The organism is Clostridium sp. JNZ X4-2 (assembly GCF_054889485.1).
The window spans coordinates 2349892-2364067 of record NZ_CM142685.1 but is presented as its reverse complement, the minus strand read 5'-3'; the positions used below and the strand labels follow the sequence as shown (position 1 = coordinate 2364067).

The following is a 14176-nucleotide window of genomic DNA, read 5'->3' as shown; positions in this document are numbered from 1 at the left end:
AGGAGGAAACTATAATGATCGAATTAACAAAACAAAATTTTAACGAAGAGGTTTTAGGTTATAAGGATAAACCGGTACTTGTAGATTACTGGGGCGATAAATGTGAAATATGCAAACAGCTTATGCCTGGAGTGCACAAGCTAGAAGATAAATATGGAGATAAAGTTAAGTTTTCAAGCCTCAATATAAGTAAAGCCAGAAGGCTTGCAATAGGTCAGAAGGTTTTAGGGCTGCCTACTATGGTACTTTATAATAAGGGAGAAAAGATCAATTCTATTACTGCCGATAAAATAACATCTTTAGATGATGTGGAAGAGTTTGTTAAGTCCTATTATAATACATTGTAAAAATCAAAAATTTAATATTTTAAATTCTTGATTTTAATAAATTTGGAGGTGAAGGTATTGCAGCTGGAAATTGGAAAAATTCATATTAAGGATATTAAATTTGGAAGTGAAACAGAGGTTGCAGATGGGGTTCTCTATGTAAACAGAAATGAATTGATAGAAAAAATCGGCGGAGATGAAAGAATTGGGCAAATAGAGGTGGATATTGCCAGACCAGATGATGAAACCAGGATCATACCTGTAAAAGATGTAATTGAGCCCAGAGTTAAGGTGGAGGGAAAAGGAGGTATATTTCCAGGATTCATAAGCAAGGTCGACACTGTTGGAGAGGGCAGAACACATGTGCTGAGTGGAGCAGCTGTAGTTACTACAGGAAGTATTGTGGGGTTTCAAGAGGGTATTATAGATATGAGTGGGGAGGGAGCAAAGTATACTCCTTTTTCAAAAACAAATAATTTAGTTATAATTTGTGAACCAAAACAGGGAATAAAACAGCACGAACATGAAGAAGCCATCCGAATGATTGGTTTTAAAGCAGCTGCTTATCTTGGCGAAGCTGCAAGGAATATAGAACCGGATGAAGTCAAAATTTATGAAACGCTGCCTTTAGTGGAGCAAGTAAAAAGATATAGTAATCTGCCTAAAGTTGTTTATGTTTACATGCTTCAAAGTCAGGGATTAATGCATGACACTTATGTCTATGGAGTTGATGCAAAAAAAATTATACCAACCTTTTTATATCCTACAGAAATATTTGATGGTGCAGTAGTCAGTGGAAATTGTGTATCTGCCTGCGATAAAAATCCCACTTATGTGCATTTAAACAATCCGGTTATCCAGGAATTGTATGATAGGGATGGAAAAGATATTAATTTCTTAGGCTGTGTAATTACAAATGAAAACGTATATCTGGCAGATAAGGAAAGATCCTCTGATTTTACAGCTAAACTGGTGAAATATCTTGGAGCTGATGCAGTTATCATATCGGAAGAGGGATTTGGGAATCCAGATGCGGATCTTGTAATGAATTGTAATAAAATATCAGATATGGGTATAAAAACTGTGCTTATAACTGATGAATATGCAGGCAGGGATGGTGCGTCTCAATCACTGGCAGATTCTACAGTCAAGGGAGATGCAGTTGTTACAGCAGGAAATGCAAATGAGATAATTGAACTTCCTAAAATGAAAAAAACAATAGGACATCCTGAAGCTGCTAATGTAATTGCAGGCGGTCATGTAAAAAGCTTAAGACCAGATGGAACCATAGAAGCTGAACTCCAGGTGGTAACTGGAGCTACCAGCGAAGTTGGGTTTACCAAACTAACTTCCAAAGGATATTAGTCCAATTAAATTAGCGGGAAAAGAATATCCCAAATAATAAAAATATAAAATATTCAAATTTTATTATAGAATAAATAAAAGAAAATGATAAGCAATATTTTAAAATAAAATATCAATTTGGTAATAGATAAAATATTATTATGCAGATATAAAAAGTAGGTTACAGTTTATAATATATTTTTTGAAAGGAATGATAAAAAATGTTAAAAGGGAAAAAAGTCATTGCTATAGGAGACAGGGACGGCATACCTGGCCAAGCTATTGAAGCATGTGCAAAATCAGCTGGAGCAGAAGTTGTATTTGCTTCTACGGAATGTTTTGTTTGAACTGCTGCGGGAGCTATGGATCTGGAGATCCAACAGAGAGTAAAAGATTTAACAGAAAAATATGGTGAAGAAAATATAGTGGTAATTTTAGGGGGAGCGGAGGCGGAAGCTTCAGGGCTTTCGGCAGAAACAGTAAGTGCTGGAGATCCGACTTTTGCAGGGCCGCTTGCAGGAATTGAGCTGGGATTAGCTGTTTATCACATTGTAGAGCCGGAAATAAAAGAAGAGTGTGATGCTGCAGTTTATGATGAGCAGTGTGGGATGATGGAAATGGTTCTGGATGTAGATGAAATAATCAGTGAAGTTAAACAGATCAGAGATGAGTATTCAAAATACTAGAAGTTTCATGGGAAGTTTTGCAAAACTTTGAAAGGAGTATAAATTGTATGATTAGAGTTGTGCATTATATAAATCAATTTTATGCCGGTATAGGAGGAGAGGAGAAGGCAAATATAAAACCTGAAGTCAGAGAAGGTTTTATAGGTCCGGGAATGGGATTGAATAGCCTGTTCAAGAAAGAAGGAGTTGAAATAGTGGCCACGGTTATTTGTGGAGATTCTTATTTTAATGAAAATATAGAAGATGCAAAAAAAGAAATAATTGGTATGATTAAAAAGTATAGTCCGGACTTGTTTATAGCGGGACCTGCTTTCAATGCAGGCAGATATGGTATGGCATGTGGTTCCATGTCAAAAGAAGTTCAGGATAAACTGGGAATCCCGGCTGTTACTGCCATGTATTCTGAAAATCCGGGAGCAGATTTATTTAAAAAGTATATATATATAATTGAAACTAAAAATAGTGCTGCAGGTATGAGAAAAGCTCTCCCTAAAATAGTGTCATTATCCTTAAAACTGGCTGGAGGAGAGGAAATAGGAAGCCCTGAAGAAGAAGGATATATTGAAAGGGGAATAAGAAAAAATTGCTTTAGCGGGGAACGTGGATCTAAAAGAGCGGTAGATATGCTTGTCAATAAATTGAAAGGGGGAAACTTTATCACAGAATTTAAAATGCCCGTATTTGACAAGGTAAATCCCAATCCGGCAGTGAAAGACATAGCTGAAGCTAAAATTGCACTAGTTACTTCTGGAGGCATAGTTCCAAAAGGAAATCCGGATCACATAGAATCCTCCAGTGCATCCAAGTTTGGAAAATACAGTATAGAAGGAATTCAGAATTTAACATCTGAAACCTTTGAAACAGCTCATGGGGGTTATGATCCCACTTATGCAAATGAGGATCCGGACAGGGTACTTCCTGTAGATGTCTTAAGAAAGATGGAAAGGGAAGGTAAAATAGGCTCTCTTTATAAATATTATTATTCAACTGTTGGAAATGGTACGGCAGTGGCATCTGCCAAAAAGTTTGCAAATACCATAGTTAAAGAGCTTGTAGCTGATGGTGTTGATGCAGTTATATTGACATCCACCTGAGGAACTTGTACTCGTTGCGGTGCAACTATGGTAAAAGAAATAGAAAGAGGAGGACTGCCGGTAGTTCATATGTGTACGGTAGTTCCTATATCATTGACAGTTGGGGCAAACAGAATAATACCTACAATAGCTATACCTCATCCCTTGGGAAAGCCCACATTGGATAAAAAAGGTGAATTTGAATTAAGATATAATTTAGTTAAAAAGGCACTGAAGGCCCTTTCAACACCGGTAGAAGGGCAAAAAGTTTTTGAATAAACAACTGATGGAATCTAAATAAGACTGAATGTCTGGGGAAATTGAAATACGCAGTTTTTGATTTCCCTGGCTTATAAAAAGGTAAATGGAGGTTTTAAAATGAGTTTCCCTGTTATTAAGAAGGCTTCTTATATTTTAATTAATACACCGGATATGCTGGTGCACAATGGCACTACTCAAAGCATGGAGAGAAATACAAATCCCGGTTCGGACTATTTAAAAGAAATAAAAAGTCATTTAAGATCTTTTCAGGATGTTGTATCTTATGCTCCTAACCAGACTTATATAGGAAATATGATACCGGAGGAGCTGTCTGAAATAGAAAGACCCTGGTATTTAAATAATATGAAAGATACAAACAGGTTTGGAAAGTTTGGAGAAATTATGTGTCAGGATGAGTTCTATGGATTATTGAAGATTTCTGATGTGTTTGATTTAGTAATCTTAGAAAAATCTTTTATGAAAATTGTAAAAGAAAGTTTTAAAAAACATCCTATCCTAAATAAAAAACTTGATCAATTAAAAGAAGGAGAAGACATAAAAAATATAAAACAGCTTCTGGATGATAAAAAGGCAGAAGGACTTTATAAAGAGGATAAATTAGTAGGATGTATAAAAAGGGCTCATGAATTTGATTCAAATCTGTCGGCCCACACCATGCTCGAAAATCTATCTGTAAAAGCATCAGGAGTTTTGGCTTTAATGCATCTCATAAAAAATTCAGGAATAGACGTGAATGAAGTTGATTATTTAATAGAGTGTTCAGAAGAAGCTATAGGTGATATGAATCAAAGAGGAGGAGGAAATATTGCCAAAGCTTGTGGTGAAATAGCCGGAATAAAAGGGGCTACTGGTGTTGATATGAGAGGATTTTGTGCAGGACCTGCACATGCGTTGATTACAGCTGCTGCTTTAGTAAAGTCAGGAATATATAAAAACATTATAGTATTTGCAGGTGGATGTACTGCTAAACTTGGAATGAATGGAAAAGATCATGTGAAGAAAAACATACCTTTATTGGAGGACTGCCTTGGCGGCTTTGCAATTCTTGTATCGGAAAATGATGGAATAAGTCCTGTGCTTAGAACTGATGTGATTGGAAGGCATACAATAGGAGATGGTGCTGCACCTCAAGCAGTAATGCAGGCTCTTGTACTTAATCCTCTTACTAAAAATGGAATGAAAATTACAGATGTAGACAAGTTTGCTCCAGAAATGCAAATACCTGATATAACAGAACCAGCCGGTGCAGGTGATGTGCCTATGCAAAATTATAAGATGATAGGTGCTCTGGCGGTTAAAAATGGACAAATTCAACGGAAGGAGCTGCCCTTATTTGTTAAAAAACATGGATATCCGGGATATGCTCCTACTCAAGGACATATACCCTCAGGTGTCCCTATTATAGGACATGGTATAGAACATATAATGAATGGCAGATTAAACAACTTTATGATAATAGGAAAGGGAAGTTTATTTTTAGGAAGAATGACTAACCTGTTTGATGGAGTATCCATACTTGTAGAAAAGAACGGAGGGCTGGAAGAAAGTGTTGGAGTAGGTAAAGAGGAGATAAAGAAGATTATATCCCAGGAGATGAAAAAATTTGCACAGCAATTAATAAGTGATTGATATTAAATAATATGGTTAAATTTGCAGGGTGGGAGGATAATTATGGACAAAACAAAAAAAATGATTGCGGAAGCATTTAGTGATATAGCAGATGGTATAGAAAATGGCACTTTCAGGAGAAAACTTAAAATAGGACTTACAATTTATGGTTCTGAACATGGAATAGATGAAATGATAAAAGCTGCACAACTGGCCAGGAGCAAATACGGGGATTTTGATATAGTTCTTATAGGACCAAAAGTTCATTGCGATTTTGAAATTGTAGAGGCAGAGAATTCAGAAGAAGGTCACAAAAAAATGCTGGACCTCCTTGAAGAAAAAAAGATAGATGGATGTGTAACACAGCATTTTGATTTTCCCATAGGAGTTTCAACTGTAGGCAGATTAGTTACTCCGGGCAGTGGGAGAAATATGATAATTTCAACTACTACAGGTACTATGTCCACCAATAGGGTAGAGGGTATGGTTAAAAATTCCATAGCCGGTATTGCTGTGGCAAATTCCATTGGAATAGACAATCCCACAGTTGGTATTTTAAATATAGATGGAGCTAGAGGTGCGGAAAGAGCATTGAAAGAACTGCAGAATAGAGGGTATAAAATTGACTTTGCACAATCTCTAAGAAAAAACGGAGAGGTATTGATGAGGGGAAATGACATATTGGCAGGTACTCCGGATATTATGGTATGTGATTCACTGACAGGGAATCTGCTTATAAAAATATTTTCAGCCTATACTACAGGTGGAAATTATGAAACACTGGGATATGGATACGGTCCCGGAATAGGAGAAAATTATGATAAATTGATAAATATAGTATCCAGGGCATCAGGGGCAGCTCTTATATGTGAAGGATTGAAATATTGTGCCATGTGCGCTGAAGGGAAAGTACTCCAGAGGGCAAAAAATGAATTCAAAAAAGCAAAATGTGCAGGATTAGAAGAAATATTGATAAAGGAAAAACCATCAAATGTTGAACAGGTGAAAATACCAGATAAAGAAATCGTTACTTATGCAATACCGGGAATAGACATACTGGAATTGGACAATGCATGTAATGTATTGTGGAAGAAAGGCATATATTGTGAAAGCGGCATGGGCTGTACGGGGCCTGTAATTTTAGTTCATCCGGAAAAAGGGGAAACAGCCATAGAAATTCTAAAAAAAGCTGGATATAAATAAGAGGGAGAATTGACCCTCTTATCTGGCTTCAAAGGTTCCGTATACCAGGGGCTTGTAGTTTTGAACCATAAGTTTACCACGACTTATAACAGTATGAATATTCAATTTATTGTCCAATAAAACTAAATCTGCATCATATCCTTCTGCTATTTTCCCTTTGTATGGAAATTTAAGAAATTTAGCAGGAGAAACAGTAAGTGGAATAAGAGCTGTTTCCATGGAGAGTCCTCTTTCAATGGATTCTCTTACGGAGTCCATATCTGTAGAGGGCATGCCAATGGTTAATTTGGTCAGATTGCCCTTACTGTCGAAAAATGGCATACTTCCACCTGCATCGGAACTCATGGTTACATGATAAGGGGAAATGTTTTCCTTCAACATTGTACTGTATAGCTGGGAGGAACTCATAGCATCATCACCATTATTTTTAATTCCGGTGGTTATGTCGGTAAACCCTCCCATCTTTAAATATTCTATAGCCTGTTTGGATAACAGACTATTTCTATTAAGATGTGTAGGCAGTAAATTTTCAAAAGGTATATCTGAATTCTCTATTAAATCAAATATGGGAGTCAATCCTTTTTTACCATCTCCCAGATGCATATGAAGAACCCCGCATTTATCCGAAATAAGACCTCCTACCCTGGTTTCACAGGCCAAGTGTATTAAATCCTCTTCTGAAGGGTGACTTCCCCTGTGATCTGAAACAGCTATTTCACCAGCTCCTATTATCTTGTCTATGACGATAATATCTCCACGGACACTATCTGTAAGAGTTCTGGTAGGAACGTCATAGCATCCTGTCCAGCAGTATGTAGTTATGCCTTCCTTTTGGAGAGCTCTTGCTTTTGCCACTAGTCCTCCCATATTTCTTGTAATTCCATCTGTACCTAAAAGTCCTACACAAGTTGTGACACCATTTAACGTAAATTTTGTAAGATTTAATTCAGGAGTTCTGTTTTGAAATCCACCTTCTCCGCCGCCGCCGTTTATATGTATGTGAAGGTCAATTAGACCAGGAATGGCTTTCAATCCGCTTCCATCTATTATTTCCACCTGAGGGAAATTCTTATCCGGAATACTTATGCTTTGAGATATATATGCTATTTTATCATAACATATCAATATGTTTTTTTTACCTATGGATTTTGGATCAAATACTTCTATGTTTTTTATTAAAATCATTATTTACACATCCTTTGATATTATAGTTTGCTATTTTATTATAATTTAAACATAGAAATAAAAGTTATTCATAAAAATTAAGTTCTTTCGGTTTTATTAGAAAAAAAGATAATAAGAAGTCCTGCTATAAAAAAGATAATTAGTGATAAATTCACTGTAAAAAAGCTTAAATTACTGTGGTGTATCCCTTCCCTTAATATAGAAGCAGGGAGACTTTGAAATCTGTCCAGACCGATTATTAAAATTGTTATTAAACTACATAATATCAAGTTGCATATACTGAATTTGAATCCAATTCTATTCCATAAATTACTCCTTCTTGATATAATAAAATATATTATAAAACACAATATCATTATAATTGGAATTATTATACCTATATTAATCCGCATTTCCAGCCATTCATTTTGAAAAGCTATGATTGCAATCAGCAATCCCCATATGAAACTATTGTATAATAAGTTGAAAAATTTCATTTTGCACCTCCAAGTATACAGGCAGAGGGTACGATGTTAATATCGTACCCTCCTAAAGTATTTATTCTGCCAGCCTGAATATTACTGTAACCTTTGTTCCATCCTTTGGAAGAACATCTTTTTTACCGTGAAATTTAACGGTATCAGATTCTCCAAATGCATAAGCTGAATTACTAGTAATACCCACAGCACAGCTGTCTAAGCATAGTATGCAGCCTGTCTTCATTTTTTTAGCATGAGCCAAGTTGCCGCCAAATCGTATATCCATTGGTCTGGGATCACTTGAATCTATAATATCTGAGAAAGGTATTTCCTTTCCAAGACCATCCCAGGTAACAAATACATTTAATTTTGAACCTTCTACTTTTTTGCCCTTGCCTTTGTCACTTGCCTGTAGATTATTTCCAGGTTTTGCTCCGATGGATATCAGAGCATTATAAAAATCCTCTGGATCTACAAGTCCACGGAGTACAGACTTTTCACCATTTGATCCATCTTTAAATACTACACCATGACGGGTATTCTCAGTAAAATATTTTCCGTTTACTTCCGATAATATTTTAACCTCTTTATTGTTTTTATTTACAGTGAGAACTTTTTGATCTTTATTTTCAGCAGATTGTTTTTGTGTATTTGATGATTGCTTATCTGTTGAACATCCAACAGATAGTACACCAATAAACAGTACAGAAAATATAATGGATAAAATCCTTTTCATAACATAGAACCTCCCTTAATATAGATTATGTTTTCATCCTTGGATTTAATTCATAATAATTATACATGATGATATGTCCTATAACAAATATTTATATATTATGATTCGGATTTTATCTATAGTAAAAATTAATTAAAAAATTTAAATATATTTATTTAATCCCCTTATGGAAACCTCTCCGGATATCAGTTTCTCAACAGAGCCATCTTCATACTGTACTATTAATCCACCGTCTTCATCTAAGTCCAATGCTTTTGCATAGCTTTCATCAGTGTTTTTAATTATTTTTATATTTTTACCAATAACAGCAGAATTGTCTTTACATATTTTTATGGAAGTTTCAATTTTCTCCTTTTCCTGAAATTCTGTGTATAGACATTCAAATTTATTTAACAGAGCACCAACTAAGGCCTTTCTGTCCACAGGGAATTTTATCTCTATTTTAAGAGAAGTGGCTTTATCCAGCAGGTCTTTTGAAAAATCACCTTTATCTAAATTGGCATTTATACCTATCCCAACAATTACATAATTTACTCTGTTTAATTCACCGCTCATTTCTGTTAAAATTCCACAAACTTTCTTACCGTGAATTATTATGTCGTTAGGCCATTTTACTTTGGCATTTATATTAAATTTCCTTAAGCTTTCTATCATGGCAGCGGCAGCTATTTGAGTTATTTTTGGAGCCTTCATTGGATTTATATTGGGCCTCAATATCATAGACAGCCATATTCCCTTATATTTAGGAGAACACCATAGCCTGCCAAGCCTGCCTTTACCGCCTACCTGCTCCTCAGATATTATTATAGTTCCATTATTGGCACCTTGTTCAGCCAATTCCTTTGCTTTATCATTTGTAGAATTGGTACTTTCAAAATGTACAATCTTTTTTCCTATGTATTTTGTAATTAGATATTTTTTAATTTCCTCAAAAGTAAGTGTGTCTGGAGAATTTATCAATCTGTAACCTTTTTTAGAAGAAGAATCTATTATATACCCTTCTTCCTTTAATGATTTTATGTACTTCCATATGGAGGTGCGGCTTACCCCTAGTTTTTCACTTATGAGCTGCCCGGATAAAAATGTTTCACTATTTTCTTTCAATAAATGAAGTACTTCATATTTCATGTAAAACCCACCTTTTTATATTATTTAATAGTATTATAGCACAGTTCATATATTTAAACTGTATCGTAATAATCAGGTAAAATATTTTTCAGCTGAATATTCCTGTATGAGGTTGAATAAGAAATAATAAATAGATTAGACAATAAAATGCACCTGTAAATTTTTATAAGAAAGTAATATAATTTAAATTAGAGAAGTTAATATTAAATAGGGGGTTTTCTTATGTTAAACGGAAAAAAAATTCGTGATATAAGGATAAGCTTAGGGTATACTACTTTGGATGTTCAAAATCTTACTAAAAACACCAGTTTCCAAACTTCAATTTCAAAGTCTTATTTAGAAGAGCTGGAGAGAGGAGATAAGAAAAATCCAAGTCTTGAAAAAGTTGTTGTAATAGCAAAGATACTTGGCTGTAAAATTGATGATTTAATATTAAGCGCATGATAAATAAGAGCTTCTCATAAAATTACATTTAGAGATAAATAATTACCGGATAAAAGAAGAAACATCAGGAAAGGATATATAAAAAAGCCTAAATTATTATATTGAAAAAGTGAGCTGCGGATAAATTCTGCAGCTTTAACCATTTAGTAAGATTGTTCAAGTTATATGTGAATAGATTTAAATTATAGTCTTGTTTAAAAGGAAATATTATGTATATATTAAATTTGGAGAAGGGATAGGCGCTTATGTTGGATTTATGTTTGTTGGGATGCGGAGGGAGCATGCCTGTGCCTGGCAGATGGCTTACTTCTATGATAGCTTCTTACAATGGAAGAAAACTGCTTATAGACTGTGGTGAGGGTACTCAGATCAGCTTAAAAATTTTAGGGTGGAAAATCAAGAATATAGATGTGATTTTATTTACGCATTTTCATGCAGATCATATAGCAGGACTGCCGGGATTACTGCTTACAATAGCTAATTCAGGAAGGACTGATCCTATTACTATAATGGGACCTGCTGGGTTATTGAAAGTGATAAATGGTCTTAGAGTCATAGCTCCCGTACTTCCATATAAAATAAACTTGATTGAACTTTATGGAGAGGGCAGTTATTATAAAAAAATAGGTGGCTTTAATATAAATGCATTATCTGTGGATCATGGTATACCTTGTCTGGCATATTCTTTAGATATAGTCAGAAATAGAAAATTTGACAGGAAAAAGGCTTTAAAAAATAGAGTGCCTTTAATGTTTTGGAACAGTCTTCAAAGGGGGGAGGTCATAAAGGACGGGGAACGTATATACACTCCGGATATGGCGCTTGGATATGAAAGGACAGGATTAAAGGTGTCCTATTGTACAGACTCCAGACCAACGGAAGCACTGGTGAAATTCATTCAACATTCCGATGTGTTCATATGTGAGGGAATGTATGGGGATGATGAAAATATCCCAAAGGCTGTTCGGTATAAACATATGGTGTTTTCAGAGGCGGCACTTCTTGCCAAAAGGGCAGGAGTAGGAGAATTATGGTTAACTCATTTTAGTCCTTCAATGCCTGAACCTGAGGTATATTTAAAAAATGCCAGGGATATGTTTAAAAATACAATAATAGGAGAGGACAGATATGTGAAAAGCATAAAATTCAAGGAATAAAGTTATTCTTAGATTCAGCTGAATGGCTTAATATTGAATAAATAGTTTTAATTTGGTAGAAATATTATGGATTTTACCGTATAATAAAAATATATAATTATTAAAACTAAAATGATGCCAGTTCTGAGGTGGTTTTACTATGATAGAAAATTATAACGATGTGGGCAAGTCCCTTGAAAATTTGAGGAATGATGTCATCTCTTCAAAAAACAGATCATTGATAACTGTTAATAAAAACATGTTTATGCTTTACTGGAAAATTGGGAATTTAATCTTAACAAGACAAAATAAGGGCTGTGGAAGTGAATTTATAAATATTCTAGCACAATATTTTAAAGCTCAGTTTTCAAGCAGACTCAGTTTTTCAGAAAAAAATTTAAAAAATATGGCTAAGTTTGCTGAAGAATACAAGTCTCAAAATTTTGTGGAAAATGTGGCTTCAAGGATAAGCTGGTCATGCAATATTCTCCTTGTGGACAGGATAAAAAATGTAAATAGAAGAATGGAGTACATGAATGAAGCTCTGGAAAAGGGATGGAATCCGGAGACTTTAGCCAGAAAAATAGATTTGCAGTATGGAATAGCAGAAGATAATGGGGAAGAAGTTCCTGAAGAAGAAACAACAAATGAAGAGGTACAATCTGTTCAAAATAAAGATATTATTACATCAGAAGTACAAGTGGACAACCTTTCCAAAGGTGAGAACAATGAAAAAAAACAGGATGCAGGTGTATCACCTTTTATAAAAGATATAATTTCAAATGAAGATACAGGTCAGTTACCTGAGGATGATATGAAAAATTATTTTTCAGCATTAAAGGATGAATATTTCATAGATTTTATGAATGACTTAGATGAGGAAAAAGAGAAGAATTTTCAGGAACAATTTATTAAGTATACAATGGAATTTTTTTTGGAACTAAATTCTGGATTTGCATTAGTTGGCAATAGGTATCATATGGAACTTTCCGGAGGAGATTATTATGTGGATTTACTTTTTTACAATTTAAAGTTAAAACGATATGTAGCCGTTGAGCTGAAAGTTGGAAAATTCAAGCCGGAATACCTTGGCATTCTGACTTTTCATCTTTCTATATTGGACGATTCAGTTAAAAGTAAAGATGATAACAGTTCCATAGGCATAATTATTTGTAAAGAAGATGAAAAATTAATTGTACAGTATGCTTTTAAGGATGCGGAAGAATCTGAAGATGCAGAATACAGATTAAATGAAGATATCCCGCAACAGTATCAAGGAATATTGCCTACAGTAAAAGAAATAGGCTGTGGGATTAAAAGCAAACTAAAATTGTTATAATTTTAAGGTGAATAATTATTTGTAGAGTATAAAATCTCAGGTAAACTGGTAAATCGAAGGCTCTTTTAAAGAAAGTGAGATTTAACATGGTAATAGAAAAGAGAAATATAATTATTGCAACGATGTTGGCTATGTTTCTTGCGGCTGTAGAAGGGACAGTTGTAACTACTGCGGTTCCAACTATAATAAAAGATTTGAATGGATTCGGACTTGTAAGCTGGATATTTTCCAGTTATCTGCTTACATCTGCAATAACAACTCCTATATATGGTAAGCTGTCAGATCTATACGGCAGGAAAAACCTTCTAACAATTGGGATAGCAATATTTTTACTGGGAAGTATTTTATGCGGACTTTCTCAAAATATATACTCACTTATAATATTCAGAGCCCTGCAGGGAATTGGAGCAGGTTCAATATTTACAATTACATATACTATAGTCGGAGATATATTTTCCATTTCGGAAAGGGCAAAAGTTCAAGGGTGGCTTAGTACGGTATGGGGTATATCCAGTCTAATAGGACCTTTTTTAGGAGGATTTTTAATAGATACTTTATCCTGGCACTGGATATTTTTTATAAACATACCTTTTGGAATAATATCAATAGTACTTATTCAAAAAAATCTCAATGAAAATTTTCAAAAGAAAAAGAGAAAAATAGATTATTCTAATATGCTCAATTATAGTGCTGTTGGGAAGTGTACTGCTCCTTCACATGGAAATTAGCTCTTCATTGTTTTTAGTCATACTATGTGTAGCTATTTTAGGGTTTGGTTTCGGAGGCAATTTTACTACACTTACTATAGTTGTACAGTCATCGGTAGGTTATTATATGAGAGGGGCGGCTACTGCATCAAATTCCCTTCTGCGTAATTTAGGGCAGACTATAGGAATAAGCATATTTGGAAGTATATTTAATTTGAATATATTAAAATATTTTAATAGAATAGGAATTTCAGGGATAGATCCAAGTAATCTGTATTCTGAAGCATCCGTTAATATGGGAGTGTCTTTGCAATTTATAAAAGAATCGTTAAATTCAAGTCTTCATGTATTATTCATATACGTTATTATAATTAATGGGGTTTCACTTATACTTTCTTTATTTTTACCAAAGGATTTAAAAGAAAATAATTAGATTTTGAAGTTATAAAATAAATCTGGGAAGAATATTACTTCCCAGATTTTTTTACTTTTATTTAAGTTATTATCAAATTATTATATCA

Annotated in this window: 12 protein-coding genes and 1 pseudogene; 10 read left to right on the top strand and 3 right to left on the bottom strand. The window is 34.2% G+C overall.

All coding sequences use genetic code 11. The features are described from left to right. Nucleotides 1-14 precede the first annotated feature (14 nt). The 6 genes from ACYUJ6_RS11320 to grdD all read left to right on the top strand — a co-directional run bounded on the left by ACYUJ6_RS11320 (nt 15) and on the right by grdD (nt 6522). On the top strand, nt 15-347 hold the full coding sequence (locus ACYUJ6_RS11320; protein ID WP_461842889.1) for a thioredoxin family protein: 333 nt from the start codon (nt 15-17) through the stop codon (nt 345-347). 57 nt (nt 348-404) lie between these two features. Beyond that, nucleotides 405-1691: a glycine/sarcosine/betaine reductase component B subunit gene (locus ACYUJ6_RS11315; protein ID WP_461842888.1), complete on the top strand. Its 1287-nt coding sequence runs from the start codon at nt 405-407 to the stop codon at nt 1689-1691. Nucleotides 1692-1891: 200 nt separating this feature from the next. Continuing rightward, on the top strand, nt 1892-2356 hold the full coding sequence (gene grdA / locus ACYUJ6_RS11310; RefSeq protein WP_461842887.1) for a glycine/sarcosine/betaine reductase complex selenoprotein A: 465 nt from the start codon (nt 1892-1894) through the stop codon (nt 2354-2356). A gap of 47 nt (nt 2357-2403) precedes the next feature. Further along, complete coding sequence (gene grdB / locus ACYUJ6_RS11305) at nt 2404-3708, top strand: glycine reductase complex selenoprotein B (protein ID WP_461842886.1); 1305 nt, start codon at nt 2404-2406, stop codon at nt 3706-3708. Nucleotides 3709-3807: 99 nt separating this feature from the next. Next, entirely contained in the window at nt 3808-5340 is a 1533-nt protein-coding gene (grdC, locus tag ACYUJ6_RS11300; RefSeq protein WP_461842885.1) for a glycine/sarcosine/betaine reductase complex component C subunit beta, read from the top strand. 42 nt (nt 5341-5382) lie between these two features. Beyond that, the gene (grdD, locus tag ACYUJ6_RS11295; RefSeq protein WP_461842884.1) at nt 5383-6522 is read left to right on the top strand and encodes a glycine/sarcosine/betaine reductase complex component C subunit alpha; all 1140 of its coding nucleotides are present in this window, start codon (nt 5383-5385) and stop codon (nt 6520-6522) included. Between the two features lie 18 nt (nt 6523-6540). Here the strand turns inward: grdD and iadA are convergent, their stop codons facing one another. From iadA to ACYUJ6_RS11280, 3 genes are all read right to left on the bottom strand, one after another. Continuing rightward, nucleotides 6541-7707 carry a beta-aspartyl-peptidase gene (gene iadA, locus ACYUJ6_RS11290; protein WP_461842883.1) on the bottom strand — a complete coding sequence of 389 codons (1167 nt, stop codon included), beginning with the start codon at nt 7705-7707 and terminating at the stop codon, nt 6541-6543. Nucleotides 7708-8244: 537 nt separating this feature from the next. Beyond that, nucleotides 8245-8901 (bottom strand): YdjY domain-containing protein, encoded by a 657-nt coding sequence (locus ACYUJ6_RS11285; protein ID WP_461842882.1) that lies wholly within the window; start codon nt 8899-8901, stop codon nt 8245-8247. 141 nt (nt 8902-9042) lie between these two features. Beyond that, entirely contained in the window at nt 9043-10029 is a 987-nt protein-coding gene (locus ACYUJ6_RS11280; RefSeq protein ID WP_461842881.1) for a biotin--[acetyl-CoA-carboxylase] ligase, read from the bottom strand. Between the two features lie 222 nt (nt 10030-10251). Here ACYUJ6_RS11280 and ACYUJ6_RS11275 point away from each other — a divergent pair, with 222 nt between their 5' ends. The 4 genes and pseudogenes from ACYUJ6_RS11275 (at nt 10252) to ACYUJ6_RS11260 (ending at nt 14088) form a co-directional block, all read left to right on the top strand. Further along, nucleotides 10252-10473: a helix-turn-helix domain-containing protein gene (locus ACYUJ6_RS11275; RefSeq protein WP_461842880.1), complete on the top strand. Its 222-nt coding sequence runs from the start codon at nt 10252-10254 to the stop codon at nt 10471-10473. Between the two features lie 245 nt (nt 10474-10718). Next, complete coding sequence (locus ACYUJ6_RS11270) at nt 10719-11630, top strand: ribonuclease Z (protein WP_461842879.1); 912 nt, start codon at nt 10719-10721, stop codon at nt 11628-11630. A gap of 139 nt (nt 11631-11769) precedes the next feature. Then, nucleotides 11770-12948: a PDDEXK nuclease domain-containing protein gene (locus ACYUJ6_RS11265; RefSeq protein WP_461842878.1), complete on the top strand. Its 1179-nt coding sequence runs from the start codon at nt 11770-11772 to the stop codon at nt 12946-12948. 86 nt (nt 12949-13034) lie between these two features. Further along, nucleotides 13035-14088: pseudogene (locus tag ACYUJ6_RS11260) on the top strand (MDR family MFS transporter). Nucleotides 14089-14176 lie beyond the last annotated feature (88 nt).